General features: G+C 30.0%; 17 protein-coding genes. 8 read left to right on the forward strand and 9 right to left on the reverse strand.

From position 1 onward, the window contains the following. Positions 1–78: 78 nt before the first annotated feature. Genes perR through SR63_RS02615 form a run of 6 tightly spaced genes read left to right on the forward strand, consistent with a single transcriptional unit; the run spans position 79 to position 5,034 of the window. Complete coding sequence (gene perR / locus SR63_RS02590; RefSeq protein WP_002854244.1) at positions 79–489, forward strand: peroxide-responsive transcriptional repressor PerR; 411 nt, start codon at positions 79–81, stop codon at positions 487–489. Between the two features lie 45 nt (positions 490–534). Beyond that, positions 535–1,731 (forward strand): hypothetical protein, encoded by a 1,197-nt coding sequence (locus tag SR63_RS02595; RefSeq protein WP_002892855.1) that lies wholly within the window; start codon positions 535–537, stop codon positions 1,729–1,731. 2 nt (positions 1,732–1,733) lie between these two features. After that, positions 1,734–2,441 (forward strand): bifunctional demethylmenaquinone methyltransferase/2-methoxy-6-polyprenyl-1,4-benzoquinol methylase UbiE, encoded by a 708-nt coding sequence (ubiE, locus tag SR63_RS02600; RefSeq protein WP_022552224.1) that lies wholly within the window; start codon positions 1,734–1,736, stop codon positions 2,439–2,441. Beyond that, on the forward strand, positions 2,438–3,601 hold the full coding sequence (xseA, locus tag SR63_RS02605) for an exodeoxyribonuclease VII large subunit (protein WP_022552225.1): 1,164 nt from the start codon (positions 2,438–2,440) through the stop codon (positions 3,599–3,601). Before ubiE ends, xseA begins: the two co-directional genes overlap by 4 nt. Before the next feature lie 9 nt (positions 3,602–3,610). Next, the gene (gene serC, locus SR63_RS02610) at positions 3,611–4,687 is read left to right on the forward strand and encodes a phosphoserine transaminase (protein WP_147498349.1); all 1,077 of its coding nucleotides are present in this window, start codon (positions 3,611–3,613) and stop codon (positions 4,685–4,687) included. Next, positions 4,684–5,034 carry a RidA family protein gene (locus SR63_RS02615; RefSeq protein ID WP_002866655.1) on the forward strand — a complete coding sequence of 117 codons (351 nt, stop codon included), beginning with the start codon at positions 4,684–4,686 and terminating at the stop codon, positions 5,032–5,034. The genes serC and SR63_RS02615 overlap by 4 nt, the downstream gene beginning before the upstream one ends. On the opposite strand, the gene SR63_RS02620 is transcribed toward SR63_RS02615, so the two are convergent. The 6 genes from SR63_RS02620 to SR63_RS02645 form a co-directional block, all read right to left on the reverse strand. Then, entirely contained in the window at positions 5,031–6,005 is a 975-nt protein-coding gene (locus SR63_RS02620; protein ID WP_002866654.1) for a beta-ketoacyl-ACP synthase III, read from the reverse strand. The two genes, SR63_RS02615 and SR63_RS02620, sit on opposite strands and share 4 nt — an antisense overlap. Then, positions 5,998–6,984 (reverse strand): phosphate acyltransferase PlsX, encoded by a 987-nt coding sequence (plsX, locus tag SR63_RS02625; protein ID WP_002854249.1) that lies wholly within the window; start codon positions 6,982–6,984, stop codon positions 5,998–6,000. Before plsX ends, SR63_RS02620 begins: the two co-directional genes overlap by 8 nt. A 5-nt stretch (positions 6,985–6,989) precedes the next feature. Continuing rightward, positions 6,990–7,136, reverse strand: a complete 147-nt coding sequence (rpmF, locus tag SR63_RS02630) for a 50S ribosomal protein L32 (protein WP_002858674.1) — start codon at positions 7,134–7,136, stop codon at positions 6,990–6,992. A gap of 23 nt (positions 7,137–7,159) precedes the next feature. After that, a complete protein-coding gene (locus SR63_RS02635) occupies positions 7,160–7,513 on the reverse strand; it encodes a hypothetical protein (protein WP_002854546.1) in 354 nt (117 codons plus the stop codon). Next, the gene (gene ndk, locus SR63_RS02640; protein ID WP_002854376.1) at positions 7,514–7,927 is read right to left on the reverse strand and encodes a nucleoside-diphosphate kinase; all 414 of its coding nucleotides are present in this window, start codon (positions 7,925–7,927) and stop codon (positions 7,514–7,516) included. It lies immediately after the preceding gene. 112 nt (positions 7,928–8,039) lie between these two features. Further along, positions 8,040–8,324, reverse strand: coding sequence for a DUF362 domain-containing protein (locus SR63_RS02645; RefSeq protein ID WP_002866653.1), 285 nt, complete (start codon positions 8,322–8,324; stop codon positions 8,040–8,042). Between the two features lie 205 nt (positions 8,325–8,529). Here SR63_RS02645 and SR63_RS02650 point away from each other — a divergent pair, with 205 nt between their 5' ends. Both SR63_RS02650 and flhB read left to right on the forward strand, forming a co-directional pair. After that, positions 8,530–9,126, forward strand: a complete 597-nt coding sequence (locus SR63_RS02650; RefSeq protein WP_002854219.1) for a peroxiredoxin — start codon at positions 8,530–8,532, stop codon at positions 9,124–9,126. Positions 9,127–9,244: 118 nt separating this feature from the next. Next, positions 9,245–10,333 (forward strand): flagellar biosynthesis protein FlhB, encoded by a 1,089-nt coding sequence (gene flhB / locus SR63_RS02655; RefSeq protein ID WP_002857279.1) that lies wholly within the window; start codon positions 9,245–9,247, stop codon positions 10,331–10,333. Between the two features lie 5 nt (positions 10,334–10,338). On the opposite strand, the gene motB is transcribed toward flhB, so the two are convergent. Genes motB through polA form a run of 3 tightly spaced genes read right to left on the reverse strand, consistent with a single transcriptional unit; the run spans position 10,339 to position 14,516 of the window. After that, positions 10,339–11,082, reverse strand: a complete 744-nt coding sequence (gene motB, locus SR63_RS02660; RefSeq protein ID WP_002854333.1) for a flagellar motor protein MotB — start codon at positions 11,080–11,082, stop codon at positions 10,339–10,341. A 2-nt stretch (positions 11,083–11,084) separates the two neighbouring features. After that, a complete protein-coding gene (gene motA, locus SR63_RS02665; RefSeq protein ID WP_002854170.1) occupies positions 11,085–11,861 on the reverse strand; it encodes a flagellar motor stator protein MotA in 777 nt (258 codons plus the stop codon). A gap of 15 nt (positions 11,862–11,876) precedes the next feature. Next, positions 11,877–14,516: a DNA polymerase I gene (gene polA, locus SR63_RS02670; protein WP_002854726.1), complete on the reverse strand. Its 2,640-nt coding sequence runs from the start codon at positions 14,514–14,516 to the stop codon at positions 11,877–11,879. Between the last annotated feature and the right edge of the window lie 123 nt (positions 14,517–14,639).

Below are 14,639 nucleotides of genomic sequence, written 5' to 3' on the forward strand. Positions count from 1 at the left end.
AAAATATTATTTAATATAAACTTCTTTTAATAAAAATTTTATTATTATTTTTACTTAAAAAAGCAAGGAATAAATAAAATGGAATTACTACAAATGCTTAAAAAACATGAGTTAAAAGCTACTCCGCAAAGACTATGTGTTTTAAAAATTTTAAAAAGACATGAGCATCCTAATATTGATGAATTATATACAGAAATTAAAAAAGAATACCCTTCAATCTCTTTAGCGACGGTTTATAAAAATCTTAATACTTTACAAGAACAAGGTTTAGTTGTTGAAATCAATGTTTTAAATCAAAAAACTTGTTACGATATTTATGAAGAAGAACATATTCATGTTGTTTGCGCCAAATGTGGTGGTATAGAGGATTTAAGTTTTAAAGATGCTAAGCTTTATGAATATCAAGAGCATTTAGAAAAAAAGATAGGCAATCTCGTCAATCATCTGTCTGTTTGTGCTTATGTTGATAGTTGCAAAAAGTGTCATTAAGCAAAATAAGGTTAAAATAACCCATATATTTTAAGGGTTATTTTAATGGTTTATGAAATTCAAAAAAACTTTTTACTATCTGATTGCACTCTTTTAGAGAATTTAAAAAAAGATAATATACCTTTTCGAAATTCTAAATTTGAAACTTTTTATACTCAAATAACTTCAAATCATAGTGTTAAATTTCAAAGTTTTTGCAATGAATTTTATAAAATTACAAAATTTAATAATTCAATTTTAGAACAGAATCAAGAAGAGAAAATTTCTAAAAAAAAATTTGAAAAAGCTCGAAAAAAGATTATAGGAAAGAGCATTAAAAAAGAACGCTTCGAATTTAAATTTTGCTCTTTAAAAAGTTATATTGATATTTATGAAGAGCCTAAAATTTGTATTTTAAAAATATTTTTTCCAACTTTGGATAGTTCCAATGAATTTAAAATTCCTAAAGATTTTAAAATTCAAAAAGAATTACATCATGATTTAAATTCTAAACATATCGTTTTATATGGTTTTGAATATCAAAATTTTGATATAGAGAAATGTTTTAAAATTATAGAAAAAAATCAGAATTTTAGCTTGGATTTTCCAAATTATATTAATGCTTATGATGGATTTAGAATTTTTTTATTTTATTTATTTAAAAAATTAAAATTTTATTGGACTTTATCTTTAGAGAGAAAAGATAAGCAAAGTTTATGCGAATTTTTATTTTATTCAAGAAGCTTGTATATAGTTTTATCAAGTATGAATACTATTTTAGATAAAAATTTGAGTAATATTTTGGCTTTAAAGTTTAAAGATATAACGAAAAAAACTCAAGATATTTTAGCAAGTGAAAATTCAAATCAAGATTTATTGCTATTTTTAAGCGATGAAAAAATCCAAGATTTGTTTAATGATTTTGATTTTTTCATAAAGGAAAATTCTTTTTATGAAGGCGATTGCAAAGATAGGTTTTTTAAACAACTTGTTGCGTTAGAACTTAGAAAAAAAATTATTTTATTTAGAAAAAATATACTAAAAAATTTTGATTTAGAGCTTTTTGAAAATAGTTTTTTTGAATTGGCAATATTTTTAGAATATTTTTATCGTTTTTTAGAGATAAAAAATTTAAACAAACTTTATGAAAAATATTGTAAAGATAGAGATAAAAATATTTTTTCGAAAATAATCAATAATAAAAATAAATTTTGCAAATTGCTTAAAAAATCAAGTAAAAATTTGAAAATTTACAAAGGATAAAAATGCAAAAACAAGAAAAAATTATAGAAATGTTTAATCAAATTGCACCTACTTATGATAAGGCGAATAGAATTTTAAGCTTTGGAGCTGATGTAGTGTGGCGCAAAAAAGCTTGTCAAAGAGTGATGAGTTTATATTTAAAAAAAGATTTAAAAATCGCTGATATTGCCTGTGGCACAGGGGATATGATAGAGATTTGGCAAGAGAGTGCTTTAAAAATGGAAAAAAACATTTTAAATATTAAAGGTATTGATCCAAGTAGTGGTATGCTAAATGTTGCAAAAGAAAAATTTCCGAATGTCGAATTTATAGAAGCAGGGGCGCAAAATTTGCCTTTAGAAAGTCAAAGTTTAGATATTTTAAGTATTAGTTATGGCATTCGCAATGTTATAGAAAGACAAAAAGCCTTAAGTGAATTTGCTAGAGTACTTCAAAAAGATGGTATTTTGGTAGTTTTGGAATTTACAAAAAGAGAAAAGGGTGGATTTATAGCAGCTTGTAGAGATTTTTATCTTAAAAATATTTTACCAAGTATAGGTGGGATAATCAGTAAAAATAAAAGTGCTTATGAGTATTTGCCAAACTCTATTGAAGGATTTTTAAGTAAGGAAGAGTTCATCTTAGAACTTAAAAATGCTGGTTTTGAAATGCTTGATTATAAAAGTTTTAGCTTTGGCGTGAGTTCAATGTTTATAGCAAAAAAACTATGACGCCGACAGAATTAAATCTTAAAGCAAAGGCTTTATTAGAAACACATTTTGAGGATATAGTTTTAAGTGGAGAAATTTCAAAAATCACTTTGCATGGTTCAGGGCATTGGTATTTTGATTTAAAAGATGAAAGATCAAGCATTGCTTGTGCTATGTTTAAAGGAGCTAATTTAAAAGTCGGATTTAAACCAGCTGTGGGGGATTTTTTAGAGCTTTGTGGAAGTGTGAGTTTATATCCTGAAAGTGGTCGTTATCAATTTATCGCTACTAGTATAAAAAAAGCAGGTTTTGGGGATTTGGAAGCACAGTTTTTGGCTTTAAAAGAGCGTTTGCAAAAAGAAGGACTTTTTGATCCACTCTTTAAAAAATCTTTGCCAAAATTTCCTAAAAAAGTAGGCATTATCACTTCAAAAACTTCTGCTGCTTTGCAAGATATGTTAAAACTTATTCATCAAAAAGAATATTTTTTGGCAAAAATTTATATTTTTGATGCTTTAACTCAAGGAAATAATGCTCCTTTTTCTCTTATACAAGCTTTAAAAAAAGCCGATGATATGGATTTAGATGTTCTTATTATAGCACGTGGTGGAGGAAGCAGGGAAGATCTTTTTTGTTTTAATGATGAAAATTTAGCAAGAGAGATTTTTAAAGCAAAAACTCCTATCATTTCAGCCATAGGACATGAGATTGATTATGTTATTAGTGATTTTGTTGCAGATTTTAGAGCTCCAACGCCCTCAGCTGCTATAGATACTTTGTTTTATTCTAAGCTGGATATAGAGCAAAGTTTGGATTTAATGGAAGAAAAATTGATGCAACTTTGGAATCATAAAATACAAAATTATGAAAATTTGCTTTTAAATTTAAGCAAATTTTTCAAATTTAATTCTTTGCCAAAAATAATAGATGAAAAAATAAAACAAAGCCATAATATAGAAAAGCAATTAAATCATCTACTAGCAAATCAAATGCGTTATAATGAATTAAAATTAGATAAATTGCAAAATGCTTATTTGCAACATGAGAATTTTTTTAATAAAAGCAAAAAGTTTATTTGTATCAGAAAAAATGGTAAAATAGCAAATTTAGAAGATCTTAAGAGTGATGATATTGTTATTTTAAGTTCTCAAACTTCTCAAAAAGAAGCAAAAATTTTATAAGGATAGATTATGAGAAAAATCAATTTCAGTGCAGGGCCATCGACTTTACCTTTAGAAATTTTAGAGCAAGCTCAAAAAGAACTCTGTGATTATCATGGTAGGGGTTATTCTATAATGGAAATTTCTCACCGCACAAAAGTATTTGAAGAAGTGCATTTTGGAGCACAAGAGAAAGCTAAAAAACTTTACGGGTTAAATGATGATTATGAAGTATTATTTTTACAAGGTGGAGCAAGTTTACAATTTGCTATGATTCCTATGAATTTGTCTTTAAATGGGGTTTGTGAATATGCAAATACAGGAGTTTGGACAAAAAAAGCAATTAAAGAAGCGCAAATTTTAGGTGTCAATGTTAAAACCGTAGCAAGTAGCGAGGAAAGTAATTTTAATCATATTCCTAGAGTGGAATTTAGTGATAATGCTGATTATGCTTATATTTGTTCTAACAATACTATTTACGGCACTCAATATCAAAATTATCCTAAAACTAAAGCTCCTTTGATTGTGGATGCATCGAGTGATTTTTTTTCTAGAAAAGTAGATTTTTCAAATATCGCTCTTTTTTATGGCGGGGTGCAAAAAAATGCTGGAATTTCGGGTTTAAGTTGTATTTTTATCCGTAAAGATATGTTAGAAAGATCTAAAAATAAACAAATTCCTAGTATGTTAAATTATTTGACTCATGCTGAGAATCAGTCCTTGTTTAACACGCCTCCAACCTTTGCTATTTATATGTTTAATCTTGAAATGGATTGGCTTTTAAATCAAGGCGAACTTGATAAAGTACATGAGAAAAATTCTCAAAAAGCTGCTATGCTTTATGAGTGTATTGATTTAAGCAATGGATTTTATAAAGGACATGCAGATAAAAAGGATAGATCTTTAATGAATGTGAGTTTTAATATTGCTAAAAATAAAGATTTAGAGCCTCTTTTTGTAAAGGAAGCCGAAGAAGCTGGAATGATAGGACTTAAAGGACATAGAATTTTAGGAGGAATTCGTGCAAGTATTTATAATGCGCTTAATTTGGATCAGGTAAAAACCTTGTGTGAATTTATGAAAGAATTTCAAGGAAAATATGCATGATAAAGCGTTTTGATGAGTGCGATAGAATGTCGCAAATTATTGTTTTTGATAAATATTTTAAAACTGCAGGACAAGTGGCTTTTGAACCTAGCGGAGATATTAAAAAACAAACTAAAGAAGCACTTGCAGAACTTGATACTTTGTTTGAAAAAATAGGCGCATGCAAAGGAGATTTGATTCAAATTCAAATCTGGTTAGCTAATATGCAAGATTTTGATGCAATGAATGAAATTTATGATGCTTGGATTAAAAATTACCCTAAACCTATTAGAGCTTGTGTAGGAAGTGCTTTAGCAGAGGGTTATTTGGTGGAAATTCAAGCTTTTGGAAAGCTAAGAGAGAATTAAAAATTCTCTCCTCCAAATTTTAAAAGTGCAGATCCCCAAGTAAAACCACCGCCAAAAGCATCTAGTAAGATTAGATCTCCTTTTTTAAGTCGACCTTCTTCATAGGCATCATTCATTGCCATAGGTATAGAAGCAGCTGAGGTATTGCCATATTTTTGTACGGTAATCACACATTTTTCATCGCTTAGATTGAGTTTTTCTTGGACGGCTTTAATGATGCGTAGATTAGCTTGATGAGGAATAAAAAGATCAATTTCTTGTGCTAAAATGTTATTTTTGGCTAAAATTTCTACAACATCATTGCTAAGTGTGTTTACTGCTATTTTAAAAACTTCATTGCCTTTCATTTGCATAGAAAGTGTTTGACATAGGTTTGATTTTTGCGATCTTTGAGTCATTAAAAGATCTCCATAATTACCATTGCTTGCAGTATGTACATCAAGGATGTGATTTTCATTATCCAAGCTTACAACTCCAGCACCCGCACCGTCTCCAAAGAGTATGCAAATACTTCTGTCATTGTAATCCATAATGGAACTTGTTTTTTCAGCTCCTATGATTAAAACATTTTTTTTCAAACCACTTTCTACCAAAGCTTTAGCTTGTTCAAGTAAATAGATAAAACCAGAACAAGCTGCTGAAATATCAAAAGCACTGATATTTACGAGTCCTAAATTTGAAGCAATTTTACAAGCTGTTGAAGGCATAGTAAAATAATCAGGACTTAAAGTGGCTACGAGAATAGCATCAATATCTTCAGGTTTTAAATTTGCTCTTTTTATGGCTTTCAATGCAGCTTTTGTGCCCAAATCGCTAGTATTTTCATTTTCACTAGCAATGCGCCTTTCTTTAATACCTGTGCGTCTAGTGATCCATTCATCGGTGGTATCTACCATTTTTTCAAGATCAGCATTGCTTAAAATTTTTTCTGGAATATAAGAAGCTATACTTTTAAGACTGGCTTTAAGCATTGTATTTCCCAAGTTCATTTTCTATAAGTTCATTGATATGAGATTGGCTAAAATTTATAGCTTGAAAAATTGCATTTTTAATAGCTCTAGAATCGCTTTTTCCATGACTTATGATCACACAGCCATTAACTCCAAGAAGGGGTGCTCCGCCATATTCTTGCCAATCTGTGTGTTTTTTTAATTTTTTAAAAGATGGCTTCATAAGTAAAGCACCTATTTTAGAAATAAAAGATTGTTTTACTTCGTTTTTTAGAAGTTGAAAAATAGCTGTTGCTACACCTTCGCAAGCCTTTAAAATAACATTTCCATCAAAACCATCACAGACTAAAACATCTATTTCACCATTGAAAATATCTCTACCTTCAGCATTACCTATAAAATTTGGAATTTTTTTCATAAGCTGATGACTTTCTTTGGTAAGTTCATTACCTTTGCATTCTTCTTCACCATTAGAAAGTAAAGCAAGGCGTGGTTTTTGAATTTGCATGATTGCTCTAGCATAAACTTCACCCATTATGGCAAATTGAAATAAATTTTCAGCTTTACAATCTGTATTAGCTCCAACATCCAAAAGTAAAGTTTTGTTAATGATATTTGGCATTAAAGTGGCAATAGCAGGTCTTGAAATGCCTTTAAGTCTTCCAAGCCTTAAGGTAGCCAAAGACATACTTGCTCCACTATGACCCGCTGAAACTACAGCATCTACTTTTTTTTCTTTTAATAAATTAATAGCTTTGTATATGGTTGTTTCTTTATTTTTTAAAGCATCTGTGGCATTTTCATTCATCGAAAAAATTTCACTAGCTTCTTCGTATTGTATATATTGTTCTAATTTTTTTGGTATTAAAGGTTTTAGAATTTTAGAATTTCCCACTAAGATAGCGTTAAAAGGTTTTGCTTCTAGCGCCTTTAAAACGCCTTCTATAATGGGTTTTTCTCCAAAATCACCACCCATTGCATCAATGGCAATGTTAATCATTGATTTTAATATTCCTTAGTTGTTGGATTCGCACGGTGAGGCATTTTGTAGCTTCCATCTTTGTCTTTTATAGGCATAGGAAGACTAACTTTATAGTGAGTTCTGCGTTTAGCTGCACGAGTTTTGCTCACTCTTCTCTTTGGTACTGCCATTTTTTCTCCTTTATAAAATTTAATTAATTATTGCAATTTATGCAATAAAAATAATCACTTAAATAAGCTTCAAGCTCGCTGATAGCAACTTCTATTAAATCAATATGTCCATCGAAAAATTCTATAGTATTGCTCAATTCGTTTGCTTCATCTTTAAAAATACCATCACTTGCAAAAAGTTCTAAATTTTCTTTAATTTCAAGTTCTAACTCAGTTCCACAACTATCACAAGGTCTATAGATAAAACCTTGCATAATAGCATTTATTTTAACAAGCTTAGAATTTATTTTTACTAAATTTCCCTCAAAAATCATATTTTCAAGATTAAGTTTAAAAGGATATTCCTTTGTATTAATCTTAGAAAAAGGGATTTTCATTTAGCAAATTTCATTTGGTTTAAAGAAAAAATCAATTTCTATTTTTGCATTTTCCAAGCTGTCACTTCCATGAACAGCATTAGCATCAATACTCTCAGCAAAATCGGCTCTAATTGTTCCTGCTTTAGCTTCTTTAGGATTTGTCGCTCCCATTAAATCTCTATTTTTTAATACAGCACCTTCTCCTTCTAGTACAGAAACAACAACAGGACCGCTAATCATAAATTCAACCAAGTCTTTAAAAAAAGGTCTTTCTTTATGAACAGCATAAAAATTTTCAGCTTGTTCTTTACTAAGTTGAACTTTTTTCATTGCAGCGATTCTTAATCCATTGCTTTCAAAACGATCTAAAATTTTTCCTATAACACCTTTTTTAACAGCATCAGGTTTAATTATAGATAAAGTTTTTTCCATCTTTGTAATAACTCCTTATTTTAATAAAGCTTAAAATTATACTTGAATTTGTTTAAAGAAAGTTAAATTAAAAGAAAAAGCTAGGAATCTCTAGCTTTTTAATTTTTTAAAATTATGCAAAAACTGGAGTGTCCCCACTTCTCATATCAGCGCCAATATTATCACGACTTGGTTGTCCTGATTCTACAGCACTCCAAACTATACATCCATCTGTTGGGCAAGCACTAGCACAAGCGGGTTGATCATTATGTCCTACGCATTCAACGCATTTGTTTGCATAAACATAATATCTATCTTCGCCTTCTGGATTGTTAACATCATCAACGATAGCACTCACTGGACACTCATCAATACAAGAACCACAAGCAATACATATATCTGTAATTTTTACAGCCATTTTTTCTCCTTTTTAATATTAAGATTTAAAAGATTTTAGCATAAAATTCTTAAATAATGTAAATTTTGATAATCAAAAATTTACATTATTTGATAATAATTATAACTTTCTTAAATTTTTAATATTATTTTAGATATTTAAAAAAAAATAAAGATTTAAACGATATAATTTCGTTATCAATAAAATTTATTATTTAGGAGAAAATATGATAGTTACTAAAAAAGCTTTAGATTTTACTGCTCCAGCAGTATTGGGAAACAATGAAATTGTTCAAGATTTTAATCTTTATAAAAACATAGGTCCAAAAGGAGCGGTAGTATTCTTTTATCCAAAAGATTTTACTTTTGTTTGTCCTTCAGAAATTATAGCTTTTGACAAAAGATATCAAGAATTTAAAAACCGTGGCATTGAAGTAATTGGAATTTCAGGAGATAATGAATTTTCACATTTTGCTTGGAAAAATACTCCAGTAAATCAAGGTGGTATTGGTCAGGTTAAATTTCCGCTTGTTGCTGACTTAACTAAGCAGATTGCTAGAAATTTTGATGTACTTTATGCAGAAGCAGTTGCCCTTCGTGGTTCGTTCTTGCTTGATGCTGATGGAACAGTTCGCCATGCTGTGGTTAATGATTTACCACTAGGTAGAAATATAGATGAAATGTTAAGAATGGTTGATACTATGCTTTTTACAAATGAGCATGGTGAAGTTTGTCCTGCAGGATGGAATAAGGGTGATGAAGGTATGAAAGCTAACCCTAAAGGCGTGGCTGAATATCTTGGCAAAAACGAAGCTAAACTTTAATTTCTTAGTATAAAGCCTCTTTACGAGGCTTTTTCTTCATTTTTATTCTTTAATTGAAATTCATAAATTTTCTACTATAATTTTACACACATATTAAAATTTTTATTTAGGCTAAAATATGGCAGGCGAAGATCAAGAAAAAACAGAAGAACCCACGTCCAAAAAGATAGAAGATGCGCGTAAAGAAGGTAATGTTCCAAAGTCTCAAGATGCGGCAGCTATTGTAACTTTGATAATTGGAGTAACTATAACTTTATTTATGATGAGTTTTATGGGCGAGAGAATTGTAAATTTATATAGATACTATCAAAGTTTTATTGGTGTTGAATTTGATTTGCGTATTATTCAAGCCATTATGATTAAAAGCATTTTTGAGGTTTTAATTATTCTTGCACCTATTGTTTTAAGTATTATGATTGCTGGGGTTTTGGGAAATATTATGCAATTTGGTTTTATTTTTACAACTAAACCTATTATGCCAAATTTAGGAAAAATCAATCCTCTAAAAGGTTTAAAAAACCTTTTTTCATTGAAAAAAATTGTTGAAAGTATAAAAATTATTTTAAAAGTGGGTATTGTTTTTACTATAGCTTTTATAGTTTTACTTAAATTTATGCAAGAGCTTCCAAGAGTTGAGCTTTATACTATGGTTGCACAGCTTACTTGGCTAAGAGACAGAGCTATTGTTTTAGCAGCTATTGTTATAGTTGCTTTTTTAATTATTGCTGTTTTAGATGTTTTTTTGGTGCGTTTTCAGTATTTTAAAGGTTTGCGTATGAGCAAACAAGAAATAAAAGATGAGTATAAACAAATGGAAGGAGATCCTCAGGTTAAAGGTAGAATTCGTAGACTTCAAATGGAAGCTGCGCGTCGTCGTATGGTTCAAGATGTTGCAGGTGCGGATGTGGTGATCACAAACCCAACGCATTATGCCGTAGCTATTCGTTATGATACAAGTAAAGAACAAGCCCCTAGGGTTGTTGCTAAAGGAGTGGATTTTCTCGCTCTTCGCATAAAACAAGTAGCCTATGAAAATAATGTTGTAGTTTATGAAAATCCTCCTTTAGCAAGAGAGCTTTATAAAGCTTGTGATGTTAATGATCTTATTCCTAGGGAAATGTTTAAAGCTGTAGCTGAGGTGCTAGGATTTGTTTATAATACAAATAATAAGAGTCGTTTAGCTGGTCAAGTAAAAAAAGGAAACTAAAACTTTTAAGGTGCTTTAGTTCCTATTTTGTTAATAAGCTCAAGAACCGATTTTTGAGTACTTGTATCTGCTGTATCAACTTTAAAATATATTTCTACTCTATTATTTTCTAGAGCTTGTGGATTTCCATTGATAGGATTATTAAGCCCGTAGCTTTTAATGCTAATGTTTTTTAAATTTGCTCCACCTTCTATAAAATATTTTAATACATTTTCCGCTCTTTGGTAGGCGAGTTCATAACTTCTTATAATAGAGTCGCTATTGTCTGTATAGCCTCTAATTTCTATTTTTGCTTGAGGTGGCAAATATGTTGTTAGTTCAGCCATACGTTTTAAATAATCTTGTATATCAGCTGAAACGATTTGAGCGCTACCTCTTTCAAATTCAACTTTAGATGGAAGGTTAAGAGCAACCTGATTGTCGCTTTGATCTAGAGCCGCTTGAAGACGTTTGATAGTTTCTTGCTGCGTCATAGTCATTTGTTTTAATGATTTGAGTTCATCACTTTCTTCTTTTGCTGCGCCTTTATATTTTTCTTGAGTTTTACTCTCTTCTTTGACTGTTTGAGTAGAGGTGTAATCAAAGATTTTAACAAATTCAGTTTTTAAAGCCTCTACTTTAGCAGGATTTGTTTTAGAAATTGCCCAAAGAGCAATAAAAAGTGCCAAAAGCAAACTTAGAAAGTCTGCATAAGGTACAGCCCATTTTTCACCTGCAGGACATTCTGGACATTTATGTTTCTTGGCCATTTTTAACCTTTATCAAATTGTGAAATTTTTGGATCATCGTGACTTAAGAAATTAAAAAGCTTAGCTTCCAAATCTCTAGGGTTCGCACCTTCTGCAATTCCTTTTATGGCTTCAGTGATGACAATTTGCTCTTTTACAAGATCCATTCCGTTAGCTTTCATTTTTCTTCCCCAAGGGGCAAAAAGCGCATAAGCACCAAAAATCCCAGTAACCGTAGCTGTAAAAGCACCTGAAATACCCGCTGCCATTGCCTGAGGATTATCTAGTAATTTAAGAGCTAGAATAAGACCAAAAACCGCACCAACAAGTCCCATAGTAGGGCAAGTTTCTCCAAATACTATCCAATATTCTGCGCATTCTTTATAATGCTCTTCAAGTTGTTCGGTTTGTATTTCCATGCTTTCGTGAATTTCTTCAAAGCTTTTACCATCTACAAGCATCATCATAGCATTTTTTAAAAATTCATTTTCAATCTCATTGGTTCTTGATTCTAACGCTAAAAGACCATCTCTTCTTGCAATAATAGCAAATTCTATTAACTGGGCTATCCTTTCAGGTAGATTTACTCCAGAACCTTTAAAGACAACTTTGAGTTCTTTATAAGCTGCTTTTACAATTTTTTTATGTGTAGAAGTCATTGCACAAAATGCAGCCGTTGGCATAACTATAAGAAAGGAAGAAAGATGCACAACATGTAAAGGATTACCACCTTCTAGTATATCTCCTACTGAAATACTAGTAACTGCAAGCACCATTCCCAGTATGGTTGAAAGATCCATTAAATATCTCCTTGATTATTTTAAATCGCCCCAATTTTTGGCGATACTTGAGCTTGTTTTTAATTTTACTTTTAATTTTACTATATTTTCCATAATATCTCTAGTTTTTTTCACAAAATTTTCACATAAATCATCTTTTACTTCAAAAATTAATTCATCGTGAATTTGCAAAATAAGCTTTTTATCTTCATTTAATTCCTTGTTGATTTCTAACATTGCAAGTTTGATTACATCAGCTGCTGAGCCTTGTAAGATTGAATTAATGCTTTCTCTTTCATACATGGCAATTTGCATAGGTTTTGCGTTTTCAAAATCAAAATAACGCTTGCGACCGCTTAAAGTAGTGATAAAACCATTTTGTTTAGCTTTGTTTTTAACTGTTTCAAAATATTTCTTAATACTAGTAAAATTTTCAAAATATTTTTCTATGTAAGATTTGGCTAAATGAGCTTCTATTTTTAAATTTTGACTTAAAGTTTTATAGCCCATGCCATAAATAAGTCCAAAATTTATACTTTTTGCAACACTTCTGGTTTCATAATTGCTTTCTCCAAAAATCATTATAGCTGTTCTTGCATGTATATCTTCATCGTTAGCAAAAGCATTTAAAAGTTTTTCATCTTCGCTAAAATGCGCAAGCATTCTCAGTTCGATTTGAGAATAATCAAGAGAGATAAAACTAAATCCATCTTTAGCTACAAAGCAAGATTTATAATCTTTTGCGTATTGTCCGTGTGCAGGAATATTTTGCAAATTTGGATCTTTAGATGAAAGGCGTCCTGTAGCGGTTCCAGTCTGTAAAAAACTTGAATAAATGCGTGAATTTTTATCTTTTAACGCTAGTTTTAACAAAGGTTCGCAATAAGTGGAATAAAGTTTGGCAAGTTCTCTATAATCTAAAATTTTGGCAATTACAGGATGTTTATCTAAAAGTGCATTTAAAACTTTTTCATCGGTAGAATATCCTGTTTTTCCTTTTTTTCCACTTGGAAGTTTAAGTTTTTCAAAAAGTATATCACCTACTTGTTTAGGTGAGTTTAGGTTAAATCTATCCTCACAAAGAGTATAAATTTCTTCACTTAAATTTTTGATTTCATTTTCAAATTTTTTCATAAGGATTTCAAGTGCATTTGTATCAAGCTTTATGCCATTTTCTTCCATCATCATAATGATTTTAATGAAATCAAATTCGCAGTTTTTAGCAAGTTCTAGCAAAGGAGTTTCAAGATTTTTTAAAAAATAAAGATAAAATCTTAAAGTGATATAAGCATCTTCCGCAGCATATTTGCAAGCTTTTTCAAGCTCTACACTTGCAAAATTTTCTCCTTTTTTAACAAGGCTTTCAAAATGTAAGGTTTCATAATTAAAAAGTCTTAAAGCTAAATCATCCATATTTACTCTTAAAGAAGGATTTTTAAGCCATGCTAAAATCATTGTATCTGCGTATTTTTGAGGTAAATTTAATCCAAAATTGTTTTGAATGATTTTAAAATCATATTTGAGATTGTGTCCTATAACAAAATGATTAAAGATTACTTCTATAGCTTTTTTGGCGCTTTGCAATGAGATTTGCTCACCTACTCCAAGATAGTTATGAGTTAAAGGCACGTAAAAAGCTTCATTTTCACTCATGCAAAAACTAAAACCAACAATTTTTGCTTCTTTTGTATCAAGTCCTGTGGTTTCGGTATCAAAAGCAATAATACTTTCTTTATCAAGGGTATTTAAAATTTCAAAAAGTTTGTTTTCATCTTGTATTAAAGTGGCTTTAAAACCTAAATTTTTATCTTTATTATCAGGATTTTGACGCAGTTTTTTAAGCAAAGTATTAAGTTCGTAATGTTCTAAAATTTCAAGTATTTTTAAAAGAGGTTCTTCATCAGGATAAGTTGCTTTTTCTATAAGATCTTGCACTTCTAAATTTTCATACAAAGAGGCTAATTTTTTGCTTAAAAATGCATTTTCCTTACCCTCTAAAAGCAAATTACGACTTCTTTCGTTGCGTACTAGGGTTAAATTTTCATAAATTCCTTCTATACTACCAAATTCATCAAGTAAGGTTTTAGCCCCTTTTGCACCTATACCTTTAACGCCTGGAATATTATCAGAACTATCTCCGCAAAGAGCTAAAAAATCTCTGATTTGATGAGGTTTTACTCCGTATTTTTCTAAACACGCTGCTTCATCATAGTCGTTTTTAGAAATAGGACTGTAAATGCTTGTTTTACCATCTTTTATGAGTTGATAAAGATCTTTATCTTGAGTGATAATGCGTACAAAAATATCCCTATCTTCACAAGTTCTTACAAAAGAAGCGATGATATCATCGGCTTCATAACCTTCTTGAGAAACGCTTATAAAACCCATTTTTTCTATCATCTCTATGCAAATTGGAATTTGTTCTAGAAGTTCAGGTGGTGGTGGAGTGCGATTTTGTTTATAGTTTGGATCAATTTCGCTACGAAAAGTTTTTCCTTTGGAGTCTAATGCAAAAACAATATAATCACTTTTATGTTCATTTTTTAAGCTATAAATAAAATTTGCAAAACCGCTAATCATTCCACTAGCTTGTCCTTGTGAATTTTTAAAACCTTTTAATGCGTAGTAAAGTCTGAAAAAAAATCCAAAAGTATCGATAATAGTTAAAGTTTTCATAATAATTTCTTCTTTAATAAAATATATTTTTAAGCTGTATTATTTCAAAATTTTGCTTAAAATGTCTACAATTTAAGATCTTTAAGCAAAAACACTGCAATTTTTAGCCATAATTACAAATTA

This window comes from Campylobacter sp. 2014D-0259, from assembly GCF_008000505.1.
GTDB classification, from domain to species: Bacteria; Campylobacterota; Campylobacteria; order Campylobacterales; family Campylobacteraceae; genus Campylobacter_D; species Campylobacter_D jejuni.

What these genes read in the sequence shown, in the direction of transcription:
- serC (WP_147498349.1), top strand. Translation starts at nt 3,611, where the DNA reads ATGAGAAAAATCAATTTCAGTGCAGGGCCATCGACTTTACCTTTAGAA.
- flhB (WP_002857279.1), top strand. Translation starts at nt 9,245, where the DNA reads ATGGCAGGCGAAGATCAAGAAAAAACAGAAGAACCCACGTCCAAAAAG.
- SR63_RS02635 (WP_002854546.1), bottom strand. Translation starts at nt 7,513, where the DNA reads ATGAAAATCCCTTTTTCTAAGATTAATACAAAGGAATATCCTTTTAAA.
- SR63_RS02615 (WP_002866655.1), top strand. Translation starts at nt 4,684, where the DNA reads ATGATAAAGCGTTTTGATGAGTGCGATAGAATGTCGCAAATTATTGTT.
- perR (WP_002854244.1), top strand. Translation starts at nt 79, where the DNA reads ATGGAATTACTACAAATGCTTAAAAAACATGAGTTAAAAGCTACTCCG.
- motB (WP_002854333.1), bottom strand. Translation starts at nt 11,082, where the DNA reads ATGGCCAAGAAACATAAATGTCCAGAATGTCCTGCAGGTGAAAAATGG.
- xseA (WP_022552225.1), top strand. Translation starts at nt 2,438, where the DNA reads ATGACGCCGACAGAATTAAATCTTAAAGCAAAGGCTTTATTAGAAACA.
- rpmF (WP_002858674.1), bottom strand. Translation starts at nt 7,136, where the DNA reads ATGGCAGTACCAAAGAGAAGAGTGAGCAAAACTCGTGCAGCTAAACGC.
- SR63_RS02645 (WP_002866653.1), bottom strand. Translation starts at nt 8,324, where the DNA reads ATGGCTGTAAAAATTACAGATATATGTATTGCTTGTGGTTCTTGTATT.
- polA (WP_002854726.1), bottom strand. Translation starts at nt 14,516, where the DNA reads ATGAAAACTTTAACTATTATCGATACTTTTGGATTTTTTTTCAGACTT.
- SR63_RS02650 (WP_002854219.1), top strand. Translation starts at nt 8,530, where the DNA reads ATGATAGTTACTAAAAAAGCTTTAGATTTTACTGCTCCAGCAGTATTG.
- ndk (WP_002854376.1), bottom strand. Translation starts at nt 7,927, where the DNA reads ATGGAAAAAACTTTATCTATAATTAAACCTGATGCTGTTAAAAAAGGT.
- ubiE (WP_022552224.1), top strand. Translation starts at nt 1,734, where the DNA reads ATGCAAAAACAAGAAAAAATTATAGAAATGTTTAATCAAATTGCACCT.
- motA (WP_002854170.1), bottom strand. Translation starts at nt 11,861, where the DNA reads ATGGATCTTTCAACCATACTGGGAATGGTGCTTGCAGTTACTAGTATT.
- SR63_RS02620 (WP_002866654.1), bottom strand. Translation starts at nt 6,005, where the DNA reads ATGCTTAAAGCCAGTCTTAAAAGTATAGCTTCTTATATTCCAGAAAAA.
- SR63_RS02595 (WP_002892855.1), top strand. Translation starts at nt 535, where the DNA reads ATGGTTTATGAAATTCAAAAAAACTTTTTACTATCTGATTGCACTCTT.
- plsX (WP_002854249.1), bottom strand. Translation starts at nt 6,984, where the DNA reads ATGATTAACATTGCCATTGATGCAATGGGTGGTGATTTTGGAGAAAAA.